We start from the raw sequence: 22,823 nt of genomic DNA on the forward strand, positions 1-22,823 counted from the left end.
AGTTAAACCTAATGAAGTCAATAAGTTAATCTTGGTTAACTTATTGGCTTTAATTTTGGTAATCCAATAATAACGAATGACCTATACTCCTAAGAAAAATGCTTTTACCTTTTTAGACAAAAATTAAATAAAGTGATAGACGTTTTAAGTATTTAAATAGAGGGAGTGAATAAGGAGAAGTGAAAAAAAAAATTAGTATCTTATTATCTTTATTTCTTACAACAAATTTAGTGAGTTTTAATGGGACAACCGATGGACAAGCAAGTGCTAAGGAACAAGTATCTTCCTCGCGTGCTTATAAACAGGGGACATTGCAAAACACAAAATATGGTAATGTCGAGGGCTATGCTAATCATGATGAAAATACACTTGTATGGAAAGGAATCCCATATGCAAAATCTCCAGTTGGAAAGTTGCGGTGGAAAGCCCCTGAAGATCCAGAGCCATTTGAAAGCACGTTTGATGCAACTAAACCAGGAAATACGGCTATTCAGTTGTCTGAAAACAGTATCATAGGTAGTGAAGATAGCTTAAATCTGGACATCTATCGACCAAATACAAATAAAAAAAACTTACCTGTAGTAGTATATGTACATGGAGGCAACAACCAAACTGGTTCATCGGAAGAAATCACTGGAGATGCGTTAGTTAATGATTTAGATGCAATTTTTGTTTCTGTCAATTACCGGCTTGGGCCATTAGGATTTAACCCTCTTCCAGCTTTAAATACTGGAGATAAACTAGGGGACTCTGGAAACTATGCGTTACTTGATATTGCTAAATCTCTGGATTGGGTTAAAGAAAATATAAAAAGTTTTGGTGGAGATTCTAGCAATATTACCATCTCTGGATTTTCTGCTGGGGGTAGGGATGTCATGGCTATGCTGGCCTCCCCAATTTTTAAGGGCAAATTCCAAAAAGCGATCGCTTTTAGTGGTGGAATGACGATGGCTGACCAAAACGATAGTATTAAAGTATTTGCTAAGGCCATTGCACCTTTAGTTGTTAAGGATGGAGTAAAATCTTCGGAAGATGAGGCATATCAATGGCTTCAAAAAGATAGCAAAGAAGTAAAAGAATACCTCTACTCCTTATCAGCTGAACGATTAAGTAGTTTAATGGGGGATGCAGCTATAAGAATGAGTGCCTTTCCACATCTATACAACGATGGAACAGTACTGCCCAAGGGAAAATTTGATACTGATAAATATAATTCAGTCCCGTTAATAATGCTGACTGGAACAACAGAATTCTCATTTTTTGAACTGGAAGATCCTTATTTTGCAAAAAGTTTGGAGGATTTAAGTTTATTTACCGATCCATCGAAATTTGCTGAATTTGCATTTGCCAATAAGTATGGCAGCAAACTCTATAAGGTGTTTAATACAACAGAATCCGCTTCTAAAATGTATCCTAATTATAAGGCTCCAATTTACACAATTGAAATGCCTTTCGGTGAAGGTCTTACTGCCACCAATGACATGGCATTGTTAGGTTCATTCCATGGTGTTTTTATTCCTCTACTAGATAGTAATAATAAAACTTACTTGCCATTCTTTAAGGAATCTTATAATTTACAGGGAGCCCAAGAGCTAAGCAGACAGTTTAAAGAGTATTTATCAAACTTTATTCATCAGGGAAATCCAAATGGAGAAAACTTGACTAAATGGGATAAGTGGACCCCTGAGCAACCAGGGAATTTTGTCCTAACTGCAGATGAAAAAAATGTAATTGCCAATAGGTTTAGAGAAACAATAAGCAATGAAGACATCATCAAAGAATTGGATAAAGATAATACAATTTCAACTGAAGCTAAGAAAAAAATTATAAGCGAAGTATTAAATGGACGATGGTTTAGTGCTGAACTCGATAAATTCTATGGAACTAAAAGTTTATGGATCAAATAAAAAAAGGTTTTGTCTAAGATGAAACAACTCTTAAGAACTAGAAATCGATACCCTTCAGAATAAAGTTTTGACAAATTAATACGCTGAGATATACAAAGCAAAAAGGTTAAATTTTGATCGATAGGTTAATCCTATCGATTTTTTTTTTGAAGCGGGGAAAAAACCCATATGAAAACTAAAAAAATTGGATATACAATTAATCCTATTTTTGTTCAAATTACAATATAAAATTACTTTGCCTTTTAATAGAATGTTTCTTAACTTAAGGTTTTGAAGTTCCTAAGTATTTGAAATGAGGGAGTGAAAAGATTGAATCATAAAAAAACAGTTTTTTTAACAGGTGCATCAGGGAACATGGGGTATGAAGGGTTTAAGCAATTGCTTGATAGAAGAGATCGTTATAATATTGTGGCCTTGGTATTACCGACAGAGAAAGATAGAAAAATAATGACCAAATATGAAAAAGAGCCTGGCGTTAAAATCGTTTGGGGGGATTTAACAAATTATCAAGATGTTTTAAAGTGTGTAGAAGGAGCCGATTACGTCCTCCATGTAGGAGGGCTGGTATCTCCGGCGGCAGACTATCGTCCATCTATGACTACTAAGGTGAATATAGGTGCGATAAGAAACATTATAAAGGCTATTAAAGCCCAACCTAATCCCGATGAAATTAAACTGGTTTATATCGGAACAGTGGCTGAAACAGGGGATAGAAATCCTCCTATTCATTGGGGAAGAACCGGAGACCCAATTAAGATCAGTATTTATGATAATTATGCAATTACAAAAACCATTGCCGAGAGAGAAGTAATTGAATCTGGTTTAAAGTATTGGGTTTCATTAAGGCAAACAGGGGTTTTATATAGTGGACTTTTAAACCACTTGGATCCAATCATGTTTCACGAACCGGTAAATGGCGTATTTGAATGGGCTACTGCCCGTGATTCAGGCAGACTTTTAGCAAACGCTTGTGAGGATGATATACCGGATGATTTTTGGAGAAGAATTTATAATATTGGCGGCGGTGAAAAATATCGGACTACCAATTATGAATTCATGCAAAAAAGCTTTCAAGCGTTAGGCATGAATGATTTCAGAAAAGTTTTTGATTTGAATTGGTTTGCAACGAGAAATTTTCATGGTCAATGGTATGAAGATTCAGATGTATTAGAAGAATATCTGCACTTTCGAAGCGGGTCTGTCGATCAGTTCATCAATGAGTTAAAAGCAAATGCACCTTTTAGTATGAAATTAGCTAAATATGTACCATCTTTTATCATCAAGAAATTCATCATGGAACCAGTAGCTAATAAAGAACTAGGAACTATGTATTGGATTAAGAATAACGATAAGGACAGAATCTCTGCTTTCTTTGGAACTAGAGAAGAGTGGGACAAGATACCAACTTGGGATAATTTTAAGTTTGTTGAACCCTCAAAACAGCCAATTCGTCTTAATCATGGATATGATGAGAGCAAGCCTAAATCTGAGTTAGATATAGTGGACATGAAGGCTGCAGCGGAATATAGAGGAGGAAAATGCTTATCTTCTAAAATGGTAAAAGGAGATTTAGCTACAAAACTCCAATGGCGTTGTGCTTTTGAGCATGAGTTCGAAGCTAGTCCAACGCTGATTTTACTAGGTGGTCACTGGTGTCCAGACTGTTTCCCTGCTCCATGGAACTATGATGAAGAAGCTAAAAGGAATCCGTTTTTTGCACAAGTGTGGTACCCACTCCATGATAAAAATGAAAATAATTACTATTCAAAGGATATTATTCAGGATATAAAATCGTAGTTTATATGTATTTAAGCAATATTTATTAAGACCTTCAATTAAAAATAAGATTGAAATCAACATAGGATGATAGACATCGTAGGAGAGTTAAAGAAGATGCGTGAGAAAAAGATTGTAGTGAACCTACAAGGAGGCCTTCAAGCATATAATGCTACTGAGTTTGTGAAAGAAGCAACTAAATATAGTAGTGATATAAAGATTCTGAAAGATGAAAGGTTGTTAGCTGCTAAAAGTATTATGGGTGTTATGTGCTTAGCAATTAGAAAAGGAGAGGAAATTACCCTCATTGCGGATGGAATTGATGAATGTAAAGCTATAAAATCCTTAGAAATATTTCTTACAAAGGGATGATTATAGTAATTGGGTAAAAACCCAATAGTAGGACACTAGTTGTTGGATTTTACTATCTGCTAAACACTAAAAATTACAAACTTTAAATAGATAAAAGTAAGTGAGTGATAATAATATGGAAAGACTGAGCACAGAGGAATTGATTAAAATTTACAATAAAGCAATTAGGCTTGATATATGTAAAGGCTTTATTTTGTTATTATCTGAGGAAATAAAGAAGCGTTTATAATTAATGTTTTTCTAAGAATATAACGATAAATAATTAAATAAATACCCCCAGCTAAGTATCGTTAAATCCACTCTCTTTTTGGGAAAAAGTTAATTAGTTTATTAGAGGCCCTTATCACTTGCCCATTAGTACATATACATTTGCCCAATCGGACGATTTTTTTTTTTGCCATTACTACTAAAATGGATATTGTAAGAGGTTACTAAACAATCTGAATGGAGGAGCTATGATGAATTCGAATGAATTAAGAGGAAACAATGAAACTAAGATTGATTTTTTAAATGAAGAATTTATACGTAATCCGTTTCCTATATACAAGGAAATTAGAGAAAAAGATCCTATCTATCGGTTTCTAATGCCAAACGGTCACCTTGCCTGGATTATCACAAAGTATAAAGAGGCAGTGGAAATATTAAATGATTCACGCTTTGTTACCAACTTCCCAGATAACAACCAAACGGGTGAACCAAAGCTCCCACCTCATCAGGAGATAATATCTCGTAATTTACTCAGTGTTAATCCTTCCGATCATCGCCGATTACGACGTTTGGTGCAAAAGGCTTTTACACCCCGTATGGTGGAACGGCTCAGGAGTCGTATTGAAGAGATAACTAATCAGCTCCTAGACAGGGTGCAACATAAAGGAGAAATGAATTTAATTGAAGATTTTGCGTTTCCATTACCAATTATTGTAATTTGTGAAATGTTGGGTGTTCCGATTGAAGATCAAGATAAATTCCGTGAATGGTCTGATGTGATTATGGAAGGTGTTAACAACCCAAATTTTTCACAACAAAGCGAACAAGTAATGATTGAATTTGTAGATTATTTAAAAGAACTGATTGGAAAAAGGCGTAATAATCTACAGCAAGATCTAATCAGTGATCTAATTAGTGTAGAGGATGAAGGGGATGTACTCTCTGAACATGAATTATATGCTCTGATTTTTGTATTGATAATAGCCGGTCACGAAACCACAGTGAACTTAATTGGAAATGGGGTTTTAGCTTTATTAGAGCACCCTGATCAAAAGGAAATGTTGAAAAATCAGCCTGAACTTATCCATTCTGCAATTGAAGAGATTTTACGATACAATGGTCCAGCAGAAGTAAGCAATATTAGATTTGCTACAGAGGACATTGAGTTTAAAGGAAAACACATTCACAAAGGGGATATGCTTTTTGTAGCTTTATCTTCTGCAAATAGGGATTCTGAACAATTTATTAACCCTGATATCCTTGATATTACAAGAGGGGCTAATAATCATATTGCTTTTGGTAAAGGGGTTCATTACTGTGTGGGTGCTCCTTTGGCTAGGTTAGAAGGAGAAATAGCCATAAATACATTATTAAAACGAATGCCTGAAATACGATTAAAAACTGACCAGAGTTTGATTGAATGGCGTACGGGGATGATTATTAGGGGCGTAAAAGAAATCCCTCTCTTGTTTTAAGGTAGTAAGAATGGATTATAATTATTAATACTTGTATATCCATTAAAATAAAGTAATTATTTATTTCAATAGGATAAAATATAATTATAATGATAAAAACTCGTACAAATAGGAAGTCCTTATGTACGAGTTTTTTATATTCTCGTTCAAGATATGAATATCGTCATGATATATTTGTATTTAAATTTGTTGAAGTTGGTGGTTTATTTGTACCCGAAAAATAAGGATAATAGTTATTTTTCTAGTGTATCCGTACAAGATATTTTAGTGATATCCAGAATTCCAATCAGTTTATGGATCACTCTTGTATTTATTGGAGCAATCATAATGCAGCATATTAGCAAGCCTCTTTTAATACAAAGTTTATTGTTTACAGCTTTAATAACTATTCATAATGTAATGTACTGGTTCTCCAATAGTTTTCTAAATAATGGGCTTTATTTTTTGGTGCAAGGTTGTCTTATTTTCACATGCTCCTTGCTTCTGCCTAACGGTTCTCCTGTTATACTCTTAGGGTTACTTCCCATACTTATTTCTCAAAGTATAACCAAGTTTCAGCATAAACTAAAAGTGTTCCTGGTTTTTATTATTTTTTACCTGCTTTATTGTTATGTTATAGGAATTATATATGGTCTTGCTGAACTACCAAAATTTATAATTATCCTTTTTATAATCCTTACGATTGTCATCTTTTATTCAGTAATATACAACAGACAAGTTAATGCAAGGATAAGAATGGAACATTATTTGCAAGATTTAGAAGCGGCACACAAAAAAGTTGAAGAACTTACGTTATCAAATGAAAGGCAGCGTATGGCCCGAGATTTACACGATACCTTGGCACAAGGATTGGCTGGTCTTATTATGCAATTAGAAGCAGTTGACTCGCATTTAGAAAAGGGTAATATAAACAGATCGCGTGAGATTATCCAAAAGTCAATGGAACGGGCAAGAGAAACATTAAGAGATGCAAGGAAAGCAATTGATAATTTGAGAATAATGTCTATAGAAGAGACAAATTTTTATTATGAGGTAATAGAACAGATAAAAAGATTTAAGGACGAAACCTCAATCAATGTAGACTATCATATTGAGCCGACACTTCAAGTAACTCCTTTAATTACGGAGCACAGTCTTTATATCATTAGTGAGTGTTTAACCAATATAGCCAAGCATTCTCAAGCAGATAAGGTGAACGTAACTATTAATGAAGTAATTAATCATTTAAGGATTAATATAGAGGATAACGGGATTGGCTTTGATTCCAATTCACTCGGTAAACATAAAGGTAAGTATGGTTTATTAGGTTTAAAAGAACGAGCTAGAATTATAGGCGGTAAGATAAATATTCAAAGTGATTTTCAAATGGGTACAAAAATTATTATAGATGTGCCCATCTCATAAGAGGAGTTCTGGACATGGAAAAATATAAAGTGTTAATTGTTGATGACCATATGGTTGTTCGAGAAGGCTTGAAATTAATATTAGAGACAAATGAGTTATTTGAAGTGATCGGAGAGGCTGATAATGGAAAAGCAGCCCTTGAGTTCTTACAATTTCAAAAACCAGATGTTATTTTAATGGACTTGAATATGCCAATCTTGAGTGGGTTGGATACCATTAAAACAATAAAGGATAGACAAATTTCTGTCCCGATTATTATTTTAACGACCTATAATGAGGATGAGTTAATGATTAAGGGTTTGGAGTTAGGCGCGAAAGGATTTTTATTAAAAGATACAGGTAGAGAAAATCTTTTTCGGACCATTGAATCTGCCATTAGGGGAGAAACATTATTACAACCGGAAATGATGGCCAAACTAATTTCTTCAAAAGAAAAGAAACCTAATGTTAAGTCTCCTTCAGAAGTATATAATTTGACTGAAAAGGATCTATTCATACTCCAAGCAGCGGCTAAAGGATATCGAAATAAGGATATAGCTTTCGATATGGGAATTGCTGAACGAACGGTAAAGGCACATTTAACGAACATATATAATAAACTTAGTGTCAATACTCGAACAGAAGCGGTTGCAGTTGCCCTAGAACACAAATTGATCCGCCTATAAAAAATATAATATGCCCAATCGTACATTTGGAACTTGCCCATATGTACGATTTTTTTTATTTTCTTCCCTGTTAGAATGAAAAATGTAAGTAGAACGCTTTTCAATATATAGAATCAAATTCTGGAAGGGGATTTAAATGGCAAAGTATCTTTATAGGCTAGGCCAGTGGTCAGTCAAAAATAGAAAAAAAATAATGGTTGGATCGATTGGTATACTTATAGCAATGGTGATCCTTGCTCTAAGTATGGGGCCAACATTTCAGGACAATATGTCGATACCGGGGACTAAATCAGAAGAAGCAGGGAAATTGCTTAAGACGGAGTTTCAAACATCAGGTCAGCCTGCAAGAGGTGAAGTACAGTTAATCATGAAGGCACCTAAGGGCCAAAATATGGAGTCTGAACAGGTTAATAAGGTGATTACAAAAACCCTTGATGAAATAAAAGAAGACAAAGCAGTCGCTTCTGTGGCTACACCACTGGAGCTCGGTAATATAAGTCAAAATAAAAAAATTGGTTTCGCTGTGGTTACTTATGATATGGCAGCGGATAAAGTAACAGAAGCTTCAAAGGAAAGTATTCTTGAGAAGATTGAAAAAACACGTGATGCTGGCATTCAAACAGAGTTAGCAGGTAATGTAGCTTTTTCCGAAATGGAGATTGGAGGAGTTTCGGAGGGAATTGGAGTACTTGTAGCTTACTTGGTATTAGCCCTTACTTTTACATCATTTTTAGCTGCGGGGACGCCAATTTTCACGGCCGTAATAGGTTTAGGAATCGGATTAATGACAATATTAATAGGTACGCATTTTCTCGATATAACCTCCTTCTCTCTATCTTTAGCCGCTATGTTAGGGCTTGCAGTCGGAATCGATTACGCTTTATTCATTATTTCACGTTTTCGGCAGCAATTGGAAAAAGGCTTCTCGGTTAGGGAATCGATCGCCATTGCAACAGGAACAGCTGGAAGCGCCGTTGTCTTTGCTGGTATAACCGTTATTATTGGTTTACTTGGTTTATCTGTTGCAAAAATCCCGTTTTTAACCATGATGGGAGTATCAGCAGCGGTTTGTGTATTAATTGCAATCATTATTGCAGTCATTTTTGTACCTGCATTATTAGGTATAATCGGAGAAAAAATTGGCCCTACAAAGAAAAACAAGCTATTACAACGATTAAGCCGATTAGATAAGAAGCACGCACGTTCTAATAAATGGGGGGAATTCGTTACAAAACGTCCCCTGTTTGTCTCTATCGTTGGTGTGGCTTTGCTTGCGGTGATAAGCATCCCGTTTTTCCATATGGAATTGGGACTTCCCGATAATGGGACGAAGTCAAAGGAAACAACTGAGCGAAGAGCGTATGATCTATTTTCTGAGGCATATGGTCCTGGATACCATGCTTCCCTTGTTGCCGTAGCTAAAACTAGTGAACAAACACTGGATGCACAAAAAGCCATAAGTGAGACTACGCAAGAATTAAGTCAGTTATCTAATGTAAAGAGTGTTACTCCCGCAATTCCTGGTTCTTCAGGAAAAGTATACATGATATCAATTACTCCTAAAACCGGGCCAAATGATATTGAAACAAAAGAACTTGTCAATAAGATAAGAGATTATTCGAAAGTTATGAAGAAAGAGCATGGTATAGAATTGCTGGTAACCGGATCTACAGCTGTCAATATTGATATAGCTCAAAAACTAAATGATGCAATCCCTTTATTCTCTTTACTCATAGTTGGTTTAGCCTTTATACTGTTGGTTCTTGTATTTAGGTCCATACTTGTTCCCTTAAAAGCAGTAATAGGCTTTATACTTTCTTTGGGAGCCACCTTAGGATTTGTCGTTTTTGTTCTTCAGGATGGGAATTTAATTAGCTTGTTTGGCTTTCCAATAGCAAGTCCAGTTTTATGTTTTCTACCTGTTATCGTAATAGGAATTTTATTTGGCTTGGCAATGGATTATGAAATGTTCCTGGTAAGCAGAATGCGTGAAGAATTTACGCATACAGGAGATGCACGGAAAGCGGTCTTGGCTGGACTGAGGGATAGTGGAGGAGTTGTTACTGCAGCTGGATTGATTATGATGGCGGTCTTTGCAGGGTTTATGCTTGCACCAGATCCAATTATTAAATCAATGGGGTTTGCTCTTACTTTTGGAGTTCTTTTTGATGCATTTGTCGTAAGGATGGCCATAGTTCCCGCTGTAATGATGTTAATGGGTAAATCAGCTTGGTATTTACCGAAATGGTTAGATAAACTATTGCCAAATATCGATGTTGAAGGAGAATCAATGATGAAAAGTTTAGAACATATGAATGAGAGAAAAACATATATAAACAAAAGGGTATTAAAAATACCGATGAAGATTAATGAATAATAAGATTTGCAGCTTTTAATTATCTCTCAACTGGTAAAAGAAGAAAGAGTATGCTATTTGTAACCTTTAATGCACCCCGAGGGTTAGAGTAAAATCTAACATTTGGGGTGTATTTTTATGGCCTTGTATTTCCATTGATTTATGCCTGCTGAGTTTGATATTGAATCATCACCAATTGGGAATTGCTTCGAAACATAAAATGAAAATATTCCACCAAGCACCTAGTCATTTCTTGAATTAAAGAAAAATCCTTTACCGTTGCCAAACTAAAGATGATGTTCAACGAATTCAGAAAAAACTGCGGATTGATCTGTAATTGCAGGTGTTTTAATTCTGCCTGCTGCGAGCGCAATTTTTCATTATATATATCTTTTGTTAAATGATGAATTTGACTGCTCATGCGATTAAAGGACTTGTTCATAATTTGGGGGTGGGGTCTTCAAAACTGCTTGAGAGGCTTCGGGTCATTCTGTTAGGTTTGGTTTATAGGCAATTCAGCCAAAAGCCTATTCAAGTATTTTATATATCTTTCCAATCTAATTCTTTTATAAATTGTACGAATGCATTTACCACATTCAATTCCAGAAATCTCTCATGATAGTAAATCCATGTTCGTCGCAAGATAGGATTCCCTTTATTATCAATTAAATCAATTTTATTTAAATCCTCTATCCCGTTAAGTGTCCTGCTCGAAAGAATACCATAGCCTAACCCATTTTTAACCATTTCCTTGCAAGTATCCACTTGGTCGACTTCTATACTCACAAAAGCCGATTGTGTGAAGTTTTCAGCCCACCAATTATCAATTACTGATTTTAATAAATAGTCCCCTCTGTAATCGATTCTAGGAAGATGAGGAAGATCAGCGATGACAATTTCTTCTTTAGAAGTGACGCATATAGTTTCTTCAAATAATTGATGTTTCACTAATCCCCGGCAACTGTAATCTCCCCGAACAAAGCCAATATGAACATCATTGTTATGCACAAGTTGAGAAACGTCTTTACTCCACCCTGTGATCACTTTAAATTCCACATGAGGATACTGTTGTTTGAATAATTTCAAAATATGAGCAAGTTTATAATTCGCAAAAAAATTGGAGACTCCCAATTTAAGTATACCTGCCACCTCATTATCTTTTGTACTGCCCATATTGAGCAGATTTTCTTTTATTTTTTGATAATGAGCAAGGGCTTCCTCTGCACAAAGGGCAAGGTACTCTCCTTGCGGGGTAAAATGAATCCCCCGACTTTCACGCGTTACAATTGTCGTCCCTAATTCCTCTTGCATATGCTTTAAACGATTGGTTAATGCAGGTTGTGTAATAAACAAATGCTTAGCAGCCTTTGTTAAGTTTTTTTCTCGATGAAGAACTTTCAGTATTTCCCAATCACGGTATTCCATTGTTCACACCCTATTTTATTCGATATAAAAAATTCTTATAGGTTAATATAATTTTTTGGTATTTTATTTATTTCTATTATTGCATTATCCTTAATCGTAGGCAATCTATTATTCTATAAATGAAAGTGACAAAACAAAGGAATAACCCCAAGCACGGAGGTATTGGGAATAGATAGAAAATCCATGGGGAATTTAGTTTATCCAAACCTGCCTTGTGAGGGGAGTTAGCTGTCACAGGAGATATAATTAAAACTTGAAGTTAACCATGTTGAAGAGAAACGTAAAATAGTTGAAAAAGTGAGGGATTTTTGAATGTGGAATATCACTGTGTTTAATAATGGAAAAAGTTTAAGAATGTATGAGTTTAACACAGAAAAAGAAGCAAAAAATTTTTTCGATAGTATTAAAGGAAATAAGATTCTTACACAAATTGTTTATTTTAATGATCCATGTTTCGATTTAGTAGCTAATTAAATTCCCCCTAGTACAGGATAAATGATATGTAAATTTGTTGATGGAGTTGGTTGGTACGGTAATGCAGTTATTACAAAAAACACAGACACTAGTTCGTTATCAGAACCATAGCGGTAAAATATATTATGGTATTGTTGAGGATGATGAAATTTTACAATTGTCCAGTAATTTTACTGAAATTGTAAACAATGAATTAAATTATGATGGAATAAAAGTTAAATTTAGTGATGTAAAGATTTTGGAGCCTGTAGCACCCTCGAAAGTGATTAATTTCGGCTGGACATATGCGGCACACGCGAAGGAGACTGGGGGAAAGGCAAATCTGAAAGAGCCATTTTTGTTTTTAAAGCCGACAACTTCATTGATTCCAAATGGCGGGGATATTATTCTTCCGTCATGTGATTTAACAAATCAGGTGGAGATGGAAGGGGAAGTTGCACTCATTATCGGTAAACGAGGCAAAAATATAAAAGAAGAAGATGCATTGGAGTATGTTTTTGGCTGTACCATATTTAATGACGTAACGGCAAGAGATCTTACAAAAAGAGATCCCCAGTTTACACGCGGAAAAGGTTTTGACACTTTTGGCCCATTGGGTCCGTGGATGGTGACAGGTCTAGATCCAACTAATTTACGAATAGTTACGACATTAAACGGAAAAGTCGTACAAGATGGTAATACCAATCAGATGTCACTGTCAATTCCTTTCCTTATTAGTTGGATTTCACAAATTATGACACTGGAGCCGGGTGATGTTTTGGCTACTGGTTCACCTTCCGGAAGTTGTCCAATGAAGGCAGGCGACATCGTAACTGTAGAAGTGGAAAATATCGGCAAATTACGTAATTATGTGGTATAGGAAATACAAAAATTGCTGTTGCCCCTATTCAATTTTAAGGTTAACCAGTTTCTCTGGTTAACTTTTTCTATTATACTGCGAGTTAATGCACTTGAGGCCCCACCTCAAAATGTTCCCCAAATAGACCAATAGATCAAATATAGTAAAAGATTACACGTGGAATTTTTAACTTTTAATCCATTAATTTAATATCTAAAAAGATCCGCTGCCAAAATATAGTAAGAAATAAATCGTTTTTCGTTAAATGCAATCTGATATACTATGGATATAGTAAACTTTTATGTTGGAGTTATAACCTGATGAAATTGCCAAACTTCAAATTGAAATTATTCACCCAAATGGTATTGCTTATATCTTTGGTTATTTGTGCTACTTCCATCCTAGCAGCCGTATTCTTCACCAGAATTATGGACGATCTTTCAACACAGTATCTCGGCCATGAAGCGATGTCTGTTGCAAAATTAGTTGCACAAGATGACAGGATTATCCGTGCTTTTAAAAACGACGATCCTTCAAAGGAAATTCAACCGATTGCTGAAAAGATGAGAAAATTAACAGGTGCGAGTTATATTGTTATCGGCAATAAACAGGGGATCCGTTATTCCCACCCCATTCCGAAATATATCGGTAAATCAATGGGAACGAGCAATGAGCCTGTTTTTAAACAGCATATATCCGTTGTCTATGTTGGCGAAGGGATCTCGGGTCCTGCGATTAAAGCCAAAACCCCAATTATAGATGAAAAAGGGAACATTATTGGCGTTTCATCAGTGGGATTTTTAATGGTGGATGTAAAAAAAAGAATCTTAACCTATAAGGAAGAAATTATTGGACTTGCTTTATTGCTGCTGCTAATTGGAGTAGCAGCTTCATTTTTTATTGCAAGGAAAATAAAACGGAAAATGTTTGGTCTAGAACCCGAAGAGATTTCCTATGTTTTTAAAGAAAAAGAAGCGATACTAGAATCGATTCTGGATGGAATTATTGCGGTAGATAAGGATTTTCGAGTCCTTTCTATGAATAAAAGAGCACGCGAGCTGCTAGCGCTAAATTTGCAGCTGAATGATTCTAAAATCCAAAATATTCGTTTAAGAGAGATGGTTCAAGAGGTTATAGATTACAAGAACGGGAGAGCCAATCAAAAGATTTTAATAGGTAATCAATTGTATGTCATTGATTTTTCATTGGTTACTCAAAAGGACCATATCGCAGGTGTGGTCTTAACGATTCGCACAGAATTTGAAATAGAGCAATTGTTTGATGAGGTTTCAGAAATTAAGACTTACTCTGAAAACATGCGGGCACTCAATCACGAATTTTTAAACAAATTAAACACGATATATGGTTTGTTAAGCATTGAGGAATACGATAAAGCAAGGGAAGTTATTTCAGGTGAAGTGGAAGAACGTCAAAGCACGATTGTGTTTCTTATGACTGCGGTAAAAGATCCTTTCCTTGTAGCCTGTTTGCTAGGTAAAATTAATCGTTCAAAAGAGTTAAAGGTAGAGTTGAAAATTGATCAAGAAAGCAATTTAACAGATATACATGATTCAATGGATACCAAATTGCTTGTATCCATTCTCGGCAATATAATTGATAACGCGATGGAAGCTGCAAAAGAAAAAAACGGAGCGGAGGCCTTCGTCACCGTGTCCTTCACGGACATTGGCAGGGACCTTGTTTTTGATATACAAGACAATGGACCAGGCGTTCCAGATGATAAACAAAACTCTATTTTTTCAGAAGGGTTTACCACCAAAACTGGAAAAAACCGAGGTCTTGGTCTAAGTATCGTCAAAAATTCCCTTGCACAATTACATGGACAAGTATTTATTACGAACAGCTTTCTGGGTGGTTCAAAATTCACCCTTGTGATTCCAAAAAAATAAAAGGAGAAGTTTATGGCAGGAAACCCCATTCAAGTCATGATTGTTGAAGATGATCCTCTTGGGTCGAAAATTATTAAGCAATTCACCGAAAAAATAGACGGCTTTGAAATTTCCGCCATTGCAAATTCTGGGAATGAAGCATTTGCCTATCTTCAAACATTTAAGCCACAATTAATTTTGTTGGATATTTATCTGCAGGATATGAATGGCATCGACTTATTACGGGCCATAAGGATCAAATATCGTGGGATTGATATTATTCCAATCACTGCTGCAAATGATGCGGAGACAGTTACAGAGGCGATTCGCGGTGGAGTTTTTAGTTATTTAATCAAACCGATTGATGTGAAGAAATTCACCGATGAGCTGACAAGATATAAACTGACCATGGAGCAGCTTCAGATTAAAAAAACAATGGATCAAAAGGAGATAGATACATTATTCTCCTTAGCGAACCCTCCCAATACGAAAAATAACAGGGAAAAACAACTGCCAAAAGGCATCGATAAATTTACATTAATGAGGGTCCGGGACAAACTTTGTTTTGAAAAGGGGAGCGTTAGTGCTGAGGAATTAGCAATCCTCCTTGGAATAACAGATTCAACTGCTCGAAAGTATTTGGAATATCTAACATCTATTGATGAAATGTATGTCGATGTCAAATTTGGATCGGTTGGCCGGCCAGAACGCAAGTACAAATGGAAGAGAAATGATCATTAAGAGATTGGCAAAAGGCCAATCTCTTTTTTGTTGTAAAAACGCTTACAATAAATGTAAATAACCATTTAATTAATTTAATTCAACTAATTTAGTTAATATTCAAAATCCTCTTTCTAACCTGTACATTTAGATTAATAACTTATTCAAACGACAGTTTGAAAACGTTATCTGATTTTTAGGGAGAATGAGAGCGCTCTCTTATTCAAAAATTATCTATTTATAAAAATTTTTAACGATGGAAAAAGGGGTGTATGTTTATGACAGGTCATGATCTTTCACTGCTTATTGTTGCAGTATGCGGCATTTTGCTGCTGGTTTTCCTCATAGTCTCAAAATTACGTTTCCATCCCATGTTAGCGCTTTTAGTGGTGTCAATTGCTGTTGGATTTGCAGCGGGTCTTGACGCGAAAACCGTTGTAGATTCAATTGAAGAAGGGGCAGGGGGAACACTGGGGGGAGTAGGACTTCAAGTGGCACTTGGTGCAATGATAGGAAAAATATTGGCCGATTCCGGTGCAACGGACAAAATTGCTGCAACCATCTTAAGAGGCTCTACTAACCGCACGTTGCCATGGTTAATGGGGGCTGTGGCTTTTATTATCGGAATTCCAATGTTCTTTGAGGTAGGCTTAATCATGCTTTTACCAATTGTTTTCGCTGTTGCCTCCAAAGTAGAAAAGCAAGGAAAAATAAAAGGTTCAGCATTTGTTTTAATCGGTGTACCTGTAATCGCAGCCCTTGCAACTATGCATGGCATGGTGCCGCCACATCCTGGTCCACTCACTGCAATTGCAGGATTTAAATCCAATCTGGGAATAACCATGCTTTATGGTCTTATCTGCGCCATACCTGCAGCGGTATTAGCGGGACCTGTATATGGTAAATTCATTGCACCACGGTTAAGTGTTTGTCCTGACCAATTACTGTTGGAGCAGTATACCACCTCTTCCATAAGAGGGTCAGAGAAGAAAACAAACGAGGCTTCGAAATATACAGCTGCAGCAGTAGAGAAGCCTACAGTCTCAACGTTCACTTCATTTGTAGTTATTTTACTGCCAATGGTCATCATGTTAAGCCGTACGCTGGCAGAAACTTTGTTTAAGAATTCAATTATATTAAATAATATAACAGGATTTATAGGAGAACCCATTATTGCTTTGCTAATCGGTTTAGTGGCAGGAATCATTCTATTAGGATATGGACGGGGAGTAGATACAAAAAAACTTCGAGATTCATTAGGTACGAGTCTAAAGCCAATTGCGGGCATTTTATTAATTATTGCCGGAGGTGGTGCATTTGCAAAAGTACTTGTGAATTCCCACGTTGGGGATGCGATCATCCATCTTTCTTCCGGTTTGAAACTTTCCGCCATTGTAATCGGGTGGCTGATTGCTGCTTTATTATCTGTTACCACAGGTTCTGCTACTGTTGGCATTGTTGGGGCTACAGGCTTGTTGGCACCACTTGTTGGATCAGATCCGAGCATTAATAAAGAATTGCTTGTAGTAGCCATTGGTGCAGGCTCATTATTCTTTAACTATGCTAACCATGCTGGCTTCTGGTTAGTTAAAGAATCATTTAGTATGTCAATGGGTGAAACCTTTAAAACCATTACCATTATACAATCAATTATAGGGCTAGTTGGTTTGGTCATGGCACTTTTATTAAATTTACTGCCTCATTTTTAATAACTAATGAGATAATTCATTGTCATCATCTAAAATGGGAAACACTTACGACAAAAAGTGACTTGACAACTATGCAGAGGATAATTTGCCGTTAACAGAGGGGATTCCGATGTGGAATATTACTGTATTCTCAAAGGGAAAAATCATAATGATGTATGAGTTTAACACGGAGCAAGAAGCGAGAGAAGCATTTAAGAATATTTATGGGAATAAAATTCTTTCGGAGATTATTTACTTTAATAATGATTGTTTACTTTTATAATATTCCTCCCTTTGTGTAAAACCCATCTTTTATTTTCTGGTCAATGAACAAACTTTAGGATGTTGAGTGAAGAAATAAAAAGAACCCTTGAGCCAGGGTTCTTTTTAAATTGACAAGACTAAATGTTTCTTGTATTTTATTTTTATTTATATGGCAGATATTCTGGCAGCGGTACATTGGTTACCGAAAGAGGTATTTCCAGCTTGATTCCCATTTGAAGGTCGTAAGGAGATACAAGCCCATTCACTTTTTGAAGGGCTTCAATACTTGTACCAAATTGTTCAGCAATTGTTCCGAGAGTATCCTTCTCTCCTACGATATGGGTTTTTCTCAATTTCTCGATTCTGCAGGCGGACTGCTTAAAGGTTGGCTGCTTCGATAAAGGATCGGTAAAATCTGCAGTCAAATCATTTGCAGCCTCCTTTTTATGCCAGCTTCCAAAATGAAATGGCACAAAAATTAATCCTTTTTGTACGGATTCACCAATTCTCACGGGGACCTCAATTTCCCCTCTTGCAGAAATAATTCTCACTTTCTCGCCCTCGATCAGCCCTAGTTCCAATGCATCAGCGCTATTAATTTCCGCATACCCATTAGGAGCAGCCGCCTGAAGGTATGGCGAACGTGCGGTTTTGGTCCTTGTATGCCAATGCCAAACCAGTCTTCCAGTAGTAACCCATAAAGGATATTCCTTGTTTGGCTGCTCCACAGGGGGCAGATATCTAGTTGGATGGAGCATCGCTCTCCCATTTAAATTTAATTCTTCAAACTCTTCCTTAGATAGCGGTCTTCCAGTAAACTGGTCCTTCATAAACGATTGAGTATAATTGGTTTCTGTTGCAAAACGGCCATCCGAATAAAGCCGGGTAGTTCCTTCCGGTGCTTGATCATTGACCGGCCATCTTAACCCATTATATTTTTCAAGTTTTTCATAAGTAATGCCGGTCATGTCAGAAGGTCTTCCTTTTGATACTTTTTTCCATTCCTCAAAACATTCTTCTGGAGTTGAATATTGGATCAATGGATTTTCATCCTTGTCACGAAAATCCATCCTCTTTGCAAAATCGAGCAGTATCTCAAAGTCGGATTTAACTCCCTTAGGAGGGTCTACTGCCTTTCTTAATAAATTAATAGTTCTATCGGCATTTTCCATCGTTCCTTCTTTTTCTCCCCATAAAGCTGCTGGAAGGACAACATCAGCAACAACTGCTGTTTCTGTTAAAAATGGGTCCTGCACTACTACAAAAACCTCTTCCAGAGCCTTTCGAGCTCTTGTCCGGTTAGGAAGAGATACCATAGGGTTTGTTCCAATGTTCCAAAAAAAGCTGATTTCTCCATTTTCGATCATATCAATCTGTTCTTCTATCCCTTTTTCTGGGCCAACTGGCAGGTTCTTTTCTTCCACGTTCCATAGCTCTGCCATTTCACGAATATGGTCTGGATTATTTGGATTTCTATTTGCTGGATAAGTTCCAACTCCACCAGCTGTACGGTTTGCTGAGGAACTAGGCTGGCCGGCCATATGGAGCGGCCCGCAGCCAGGCTTGCCAATCAGCCCTCTAATTAAGTGAATATTATTAATAGCAACGCATGCTGTTGTTGCATCCGCACTTTGGTACGTACCCTGGAGGGTAGTAGTTACAAGAGTCTCGGTATTACCAAGAATTTCTGCAGCTTCTTTAATCAATCCTGCTGGTATTCCGGTAACTTCGCTAGTGTGTTCTACATCCCAATCACCAAGAGCCTCTGCCATTTTTTCAAAACCAACAGTATTGTTTTTTATAAATTGCTCATCCAGTCTTCCTTCCTCTATGATAAGGCGCTGCAGTCCATTTAATAATGCTACATTGGTTCCGGGATATAATTGAAGATGCATATCGGCCATACGGGCCGTAGCTGTTTTCCGTGGGTCTACAACGATAATATACGGCTTTCCGGTTCTCTTTTTTCTTTCCATAATTCTTTCAAATAAAACAGTTCCCGTTTCGGCAGGATTATGACCGAACAAGAAAAGTGTATCTGCTTCATCAATATCGTCAAATGATGCAGGAACACCATCCGCACCGAAGGACTGAAGCAGGCAAAATTCAGTAGTAGCTGTACAAAGCCTTGTATTGGCATCTAACAAATGAGTTCCAATTCCTGCTCTGCCAATTTTAGCTATCGTATAATAGTCTTCTAGAAATCCCTGTCCCGTTGAATAGATAGCGATTCCATTTCCGCCCTTATCTTTGATGGTTTCCCGTGCCTTTTTAACAATTAGTTCCATCGCTTCGTCCCAGGAGGCTGGAACAAGCTGTCCAAACGCATCCCGGACCATTGGGGTCAAAAGCCTGTCCGGACTGTTGTTTGCATGCCATTGGTTTTCACCTTTTGGTCCTAATCTTCCTCTGTTTATAGGATGCTTCGAATTACCCTTTATCCCCACAACCTTATGATCTTTAACGGCTATATGGCATCCGCAGCCGACAGAACAGATATTACAAGTACTGTATACCCATTTATCGACCTCTCCCTGACTATATACATTTATATCCGTACGCTCCGTTTCCCAAGCCATTATTTTCCACCCTCTCTTTGTGTCTTAGGCAAATACACCTCTGGTACAGCATATTTAATTTTCTCAGGACCAAATTGAACTTCTAACTCTTTGGCACCTTCTTTCAGGCTTTTTTTAATCCTCTGGAATAGTAAATCCAAGTCATTAACATGTTGGGCATTGTTTTCATCCTGCCATGTTATCGCTCTTCCCCAAGCCCGAAAGGTTGAATCGGCAACCGAATCGTCATAGTATAAAATAGAGAGATCCTTTTTATATGTTTTAAAATCCTGTTCCTTCCTTTGTAAAACTTCAATTAGGTTCTCACAAGTATCCTTTTGTTCTTCCAATACTGTCCTAAAAAGAATTGCTAATGGATTTTCTGCATACTGACTTTCCTTAATAATCTTGTCAGAGTCCTCCATAATACTGTTAAAAATTTTATGTAACTTGTCCATTACCTCCCGCCTTCCTTTTAATTTACTTCTATATATCTAGTAACCCTATCCATAAAGGTTAAACCTTCGAAGACGTTTTTTAATAGAATTCTCATAATGCTCTTCCACAAAAAAACGCCAAAAGCTGGTAGCTCAGCTTAAGACGTAAAAAAGATTATATTATATATCCAGTACTTTAGGATGTAGAGTAAATAAAAAGAACCCTTGAGTCAGGGTTCTTTTTAAATGGACATCACGATAATAGATATAAGAAATAACATCATATGAATAACGGAGTATCTAAACATCCGTTTCGCCCAATGATCTTCATTTTGTGTAGAAAATCCGCTAATAGATAAAATGATCCATCCAATATTTAATAGTGTCATAAATCCGATGAAAAACATACTAAGAGATTTCATGAAGAATGGTATTGGAATCAAACAGATAAGATAAAATAAAAGGTGGATTTTCGTTTTCTTGATGCCTGATACAACAGGTAACATGGCGAATCCTGCCCGTTTGTAATCATCAAATCTTCGTATGGCGATTGCATAAGTATGGGGCATTTGCCAAATGAATATGATGAGTGCCATCATCATAGGAATAAGTTGAAAACTGCTAGATAACACAGACCAACCAATTAAAGGTGTTACGCATCCTGATACGGCACCAATAATCGTGTTCCATGAGTATTTTTGTTTGCTCCAAAATGTGTACAAGACTACATAAAAAAACCAACCAATAAATGAAAATAGTAACACTTCGGCATTTGTAAAAAGCAATATTAGAAATCCTATTATGCTTGTTGTAACTCCTAAAATTAAAACAAACTTCTTGCTGAACTCGCCAGTAGCACTCGGTCTATTTTTAGTTCGTTCCATTAGTTTATCTAAATCGGTTTCGTACCAATTATTCAACATTAAAGCACCTGCAATGACAAAGGCACTTCCTATTAATGTAACAAAGAAAGAGGCAATATGTTCAGCAAGTGGAAGATGATTGATATGAGAAGATAAAAAATATCCTGCCAACACAGGAAGTACATTGATAACAAAGACTTTCCCTTTTATGAGGCTGATAAGGTTTATAAAGAAATTTTTAGGTGTTTTAGTTTGCATTTGATTCATAGCTGTTCCTCTCTCTTTCTATCCACCAGACTATTTATTTTAACACAAAGATTCGTCGAATGCTTATGGTTTATTTTTGAATTTCGTTCTGTGTCAGATACTTAATGCTGCTTTTTCATAATAATTTCTTTTGCTCAAGGAATAACCAAATTTTGAGAAGGGGAAGTTAAAGAAAAGGAGGGGATGTTTTTGAGTGAAAAAGTTGAAATAATCAAGTTAACCAGTGCAGAAATCTCTACACTATGGTCAACTTATTTGAATGTAAATGTAGTAAACTGCTTTATGACTCATTATCTGGAAACTTGCAATGACCCTGATATTCTGGAAATACTCAAAGAAACAAATCATTTTGCAGAAAAACATCAGAATGAAATAGAGCAATTATTTTTAAAAGAAAAAATCGCCATACCAAATGGTTTTAATGCCAATGAACATGTTGTATCTAATGCACCTAAATTATTTTCGGACGTTTTTTATATAACGTCTGTTTTGCAAATGTGTAAATTTGGAATTACCTCACATACAGCGAGCTTTACACTTGCTGCAAGAGAGGATATTCGGGTCCTATTTAAGGATCTTATTGATGATGTTTCCCATTTATACAATAGAGTTGTCAATTGTATGCAGGAAAAAGGAATTTATATACGATTGCCTGCTATGAATTATCCATCAAAAGTAGATTATATTAACAATGAAAATATTCTAACAGGGTGGTTCGGAAAAAAGCGGCCGTTGTTAGGGATTGAAGTCACACATTTATCAAGCAATGGGTATCAAAATGATATGGGAAAGGTGTTATGTACCGGTTTTTCACAAGTAGCCCAGGATAGAGAGGTGAAGGATTATTTTCTAAGAGGTAAGAAATTATGCAAGAGTATTTCAGCTTCCATTTACGAGGTTATAGAAGAAAGTGAAGTCTCAACTGGAATGCCATGGGATCAGAGTATCACCAACGCAGAGGTTGCTCCTTTTTCTGATCAATTTATGTTATACATAATAGGCATTCTGTCTGCTTTAGGGATTACTGGGTATGGAGCAGGAATCTCAACCTCCTTGCGAAGAGATGTAGGAGCCATGTATGCCAATTTTATAGCAAAGACAGTTGCATTTGTGGAAGATGGTATTAATTTAATGATTGATAGAGAATGGATGGAACAACCTCCTAAGATAATGGAGCAAGAGAAGTAACTTTTCAAAAGGCTAACTGTTTGGGATGACGTTTTTTTACACAAGTTTGA

At 36.3% G+C, this 22,823-nt stretch carries 19 protein-coding genes; 14 read left to right on the forward strand and 5 right to left on the reverse strand.

Features of this window, described 5'->3' with window-relative positions:
- Positions 1 to 179: 179 nt before the first annotated feature.
- The 8 genes from L1999_RS09505 to L1999_RS09540 all read left to right on the forward strand — a co-directional run bounded on the left by L1999_RS09505 (position 180) and on the right by L1999_RS09540 (position 10,183).
- A complete protein-coding gene (locus L1999_RS09505; RefSeq protein WP_235743311.1) occupies positions 180 to 1,907 on the forward strand; it encodes a carboxylesterase family protein in 1,728 nt (575 codons plus the stop codon).
- Positions 1,908 to 2,207: 300 nt separating this feature from the next.
- A complete protein-coding gene (locus L1999_RS09510; RefSeq protein ID WP_235743312.1) occupies positions 2,208 to 3,704 on the forward strand; it encodes an NAD-dependent epimerase/dehydratase family protein in 1,497 nt (498 codons plus the stop codon).
- Positions 3,705 to 3,800: 96 nt separating this feature from the next.
- The gene (locus L1999_RS09515; RefSeq protein WP_235743313.1) at positions 3,801 to 4,055 is read left to right on the forward strand and encodes an HPr family phosphocarrier protein; all 255 of its coding nucleotides are present in this window, start codon (positions 3,801 to 3,803) and stop codon (positions 4,053 to 4,055) included.
- Positions 4,056 to 4,170: 115 nt separating this feature from the next.
- Positions 4,171 to 4,284, forward strand: coding sequence for a sporulation histidine kinase inhibitor Sda (gene sda / locus L1999_RS09520; protein WP_235743314.1), 114 nt, complete (start codon positions 4,171 to 4,173; stop codon positions 4,282 to 4,284).
- Positions 4,285 to 4,510: 226 nt separating this feature from the next.
- Positions 4,511 to 5,737, forward strand: a complete 1,227-nt coding sequence (locus L1999_RS09525; protein ID WP_345790884.1) for a cytochrome P450 family protein — start codon at positions 4,511 to 4,513, stop codon at positions 5,735 to 5,737.
- 327 nt (positions 5,738 to 6,064) lie between these two features.
- Positions 6,065 to 7,141 carry a sensor histidine kinase gene (locus L1999_RS09530; protein WP_235743315.1) on the forward strand — a complete coding sequence of 359 codons (1,077 nt, stop codon included), beginning with the start codon at positions 6,065 to 6,067 and terminating at the stop codon, positions 7,139 to 7,141.
- Between the two features lie 14 nt (positions 7,142 to 7,155).
- A complete protein-coding gene (locus L1999_RS09535; RefSeq protein ID WP_235743316.1) occupies positions 7,156 to 7,806 on the forward strand; it encodes a response regulator in 651 nt (216 codons plus the stop codon).
- 136 nt (positions 7,807 to 7,942) lie between these two features.
- Positions 7,943 to 10,183 (forward strand): MMPL family transporter, encoded by a 2,241-nt coding sequence (locus tag L1999_RS09540; RefSeq protein WP_235743317.1) that lies wholly within the window; start codon positions 7,943 to 7,945, stop codon positions 10,181 to 10,183.
- A 139-nt stretch (positions 10,184 to 10,322) separates the two neighbouring features.
- Here the strand turns inward: L1999_RS09540 and L1999_RS09545 are convergent, their stop codons facing one another.
- A complete protein-coding gene (locus L1999_RS09545) occupies positions 10,323 to 10,604 on the reverse strand; it encodes a sensor histidine kinase (protein WP_345790885.1) in 282 nt (93 codons plus the stop codon).
- A gap of 98 nt (positions 10,605 to 10,702) precedes the next feature.
- Positions 10,703 to 11,587 carry a LysR family transcriptional regulator gene (locus L1999_RS09550; protein WP_235743319.1) on the reverse strand — a complete coding sequence of 295 codons (885 nt, stop codon included), beginning with the start codon at positions 11,585 to 11,587 and terminating at the stop codon, positions 10,703 to 10,705.
- A gap of 535 nt (positions 11,588 to 12,122) precedes the next feature.
- Here L1999_RS09550 and L1999_RS09555 point away from each other — a divergent pair.
- From L1999_RS09555 to L1999_RS09575, 5 genes are all read left to right on the forward strand, one after another.
- Positions 12,123 to 12,920: a fumarylacetoacetate hydrolase family protein gene (locus tag L1999_RS09555; protein ID WP_235743320.1), complete on the forward strand. Its 798-nt coding sequence runs from the start codon at positions 12,123 to 12,125 to the stop codon at positions 12,918 to 12,920.
- Between the two features lie 299 nt (positions 12,921 to 13,219).
- Positions 13,220 to 14,809: an ATP-binding protein gene (locus L1999_RS09560; RefSeq protein ID WP_235743321.1), complete on the forward strand. Its 1,590-nt coding sequence runs from the start codon at positions 13,220 to 13,222 to the stop codon at positions 14,807 to 14,809.
- A 12-nt stretch (positions 14,810 to 14,821) separates the two neighbouring features.
- The gene (locus tag L1999_RS09565) at positions 14,822 to 15,529 is read left to right on the forward strand and encodes a response regulator (protein ID WP_235743322.1); all 708 of its coding nucleotides are present in this window, start codon (positions 14,822 to 14,824) and stop codon (positions 15,527 to 15,529) included.
- A gap of 257 nt (positions 15,530 to 15,786) precedes the next feature.
- The gene (locus tag L1999_RS09570; RefSeq protein WP_235743323.1) at positions 15,787 to 17,217 is read left to right on the forward strand and encodes a GntP family permease; all 1,431 of its coding nucleotides are present in this window, start codon (positions 15,787 to 15,789) and stop codon (positions 17,215 to 17,217) included.
- Between the two features lie 109 nt (positions 17,218 to 17,326).
- A complete protein-coding gene (locus L1999_RS09575; protein WP_235743324.1) occupies positions 17,327 to 17,479 on the forward strand; it encodes a hypothetical protein in 153 nt (50 codons plus the stop codon).
- Between the two features lie 142 nt (positions 17,480 to 17,621).
- On the opposite strand, the gene L1999_RS09580 is transcribed toward L1999_RS09575, so the two are convergent.
- The 3 genes from L1999_RS09580 to cyoE all read right to left on the reverse strand — a co-directional run bounded on the left by L1999_RS09580 (position 17,622) and on the right by cyoE (position 21,585).
- Positions 17,622 to 20,039: a molybdopterin-dependent oxidoreductase gene (locus tag L1999_RS09580; protein ID WP_235743325.1), complete on the reverse strand. Its 2,418-nt coding sequence runs from the start codon at positions 20,037 to 20,039 to the stop codon at positions 17,622 to 17,624.
- Entirely contained in the window at positions 20,039 to 20,476 is a 438-nt protein-coding gene (locus tag L1999_RS09585; protein WP_235743326.1) for a hypothetical protein, read from the reverse strand. The genes L1999_RS09580 and L1999_RS09585 overlap by 1 nt, the downstream gene beginning before the upstream one ends.
- A gap of 221 nt (positions 20,477 to 20,697) precedes the next feature.
- Entirely contained in the window at positions 20,698 to 21,585 is an 888-nt protein-coding gene (cyoE, locus tag L1999_RS09590; protein ID WP_235743327.1) for a heme o synthase, read from the reverse strand.
- 189 nt (positions 21,586 to 21,774) lie between these two features.
- Between cyoE and L1999_RS09595 the strand changes: the two genes are divergently transcribed.
- Positions 21,775 to 22,773 (forward strand): DUF3231 family protein, encoded by a 999-nt coding sequence (locus tag L1999_RS09595; RefSeq protein WP_235743328.1) that lies wholly within the window; start codon positions 21,775 to 21,777, stop codon positions 22,771 to 22,773.
- Positions 22,774 to 22,823 lie beyond the last annotated feature (50 nt).

It is taken from the genome of Neobacillus drentensis, assembly GCF_021560175.1.
GTDB classification, from domain to species: Bacteria; Bacillota; Bacilli; order Bacillales; family Cytobacillaceae; genus Neobacillus; species Neobacillus drentensis_A.

Bases quoted from the DNA above. Each gene is read 5' to 3' on its own strand.
- L1999_RS09565 (WP_235743322.1), top strand. From the start codon at position 14,822: ATGGCAGGAAACCCCATTCAAGTCATGATTGTTGAAGATGATCCTCTT.
- L1999_RS09515 (WP_235743313.1), top strand. From the start codon at position 3,801: ATGCGTGAGAAAAAGATTGTAGTGAACCTACAAGGAGGCCTTCAAGCA.
- L1999_RS09545 (WP_345790885.1), bottom strand. From the start codon at position 10,604: ATGAACAAGTCCTTTAATCGCATGAGCAGTCAAATTCATCATTTAACA.
- L1999_RS09570 (WP_235743323.1), top strand. From the start codon at position 15,787: ATGACAGGTCATGATCTTTCACTGCTTATTGTTGCAGTATGCGGCATT.
- L1999_RS09575 (WP_235743324.1), top strand. From the start codon at position 17,327: ATGTGGAATATTACTGTATTCTCAAAGGGAAAAATCATAATGATGTAT.
- cyoE (WP_235743327.1), bottom strand. From the start codon at position 21,585: ATGAATCAAATGCAAACTAAAACACCTAAAAATTTCTTTATAAACCTT.
- L1999_RS09585 (WP_235743326.1), bottom strand. From the start codon at position 20,476: ATGGACAAGTTACATAAAATTTTTAACAGTATTATGGAGGACTCTGAC.
- sda (WP_235743314.1), top strand. From the start codon at position 4,171: ATGGAAAGACTGAGCACAGAGGAATTGATTAAAATTTACAATAAAGCA.
- L1999_RS09540 (WP_235743317.1), top strand. From the start codon at position 7,943: ATGGCAAAGTATCTTTATAGGCTAGGCCAGTGGTCAGTCAAAAATAGA.
- L1999_RS09550 (WP_235743319.1), bottom strand. From the start codon at position 11,587: ATGGAATACCGTGATTGGGAAATACTGAAAGTTCTTCATCGAGAAAAA.
- L1999_RS09530 (WP_235743315.1), top strand. From the start codon at position 6,065: ATGCAGCATATTAGCAAGCCTCTTTTAATACAAAGTTTATTGTTTACA.
- L1999_RS09555 (WP_235743320.1), top strand. From the start codon at position 12,123: ATGCAGTTATTACAAAAAACACAGACACTAGTTCGTTATCAGAACCAT.
- L1999_RS09580 (WP_235743325.1), bottom strand. From the start codon at position 20,039: ATGGCTTGGGAAACGGAGCGTACGGATATAAATGTATATAGTCAGGGA.
- L1999_RS09525 (WP_345790884.1), top strand. From the start codon at position 4,511: ATGATGAATTCGAATGAATTAAGAGGAAACAATGAAACTAAGATTGAT.
- L1999_RS09535 (WP_235743316.1), top strand. From the start codon at position 7,156: ATGGAAAAATATAAAGTGTTAATTGTTGATGACCATATGGTTGTTCGA.
- L1999_RS09560 (WP_235743321.1), top strand. From the start codon at position 13,220: ATGAAATTGCCAAACTTCAAATTGAAATTATTCACCCAAATGGTATTG.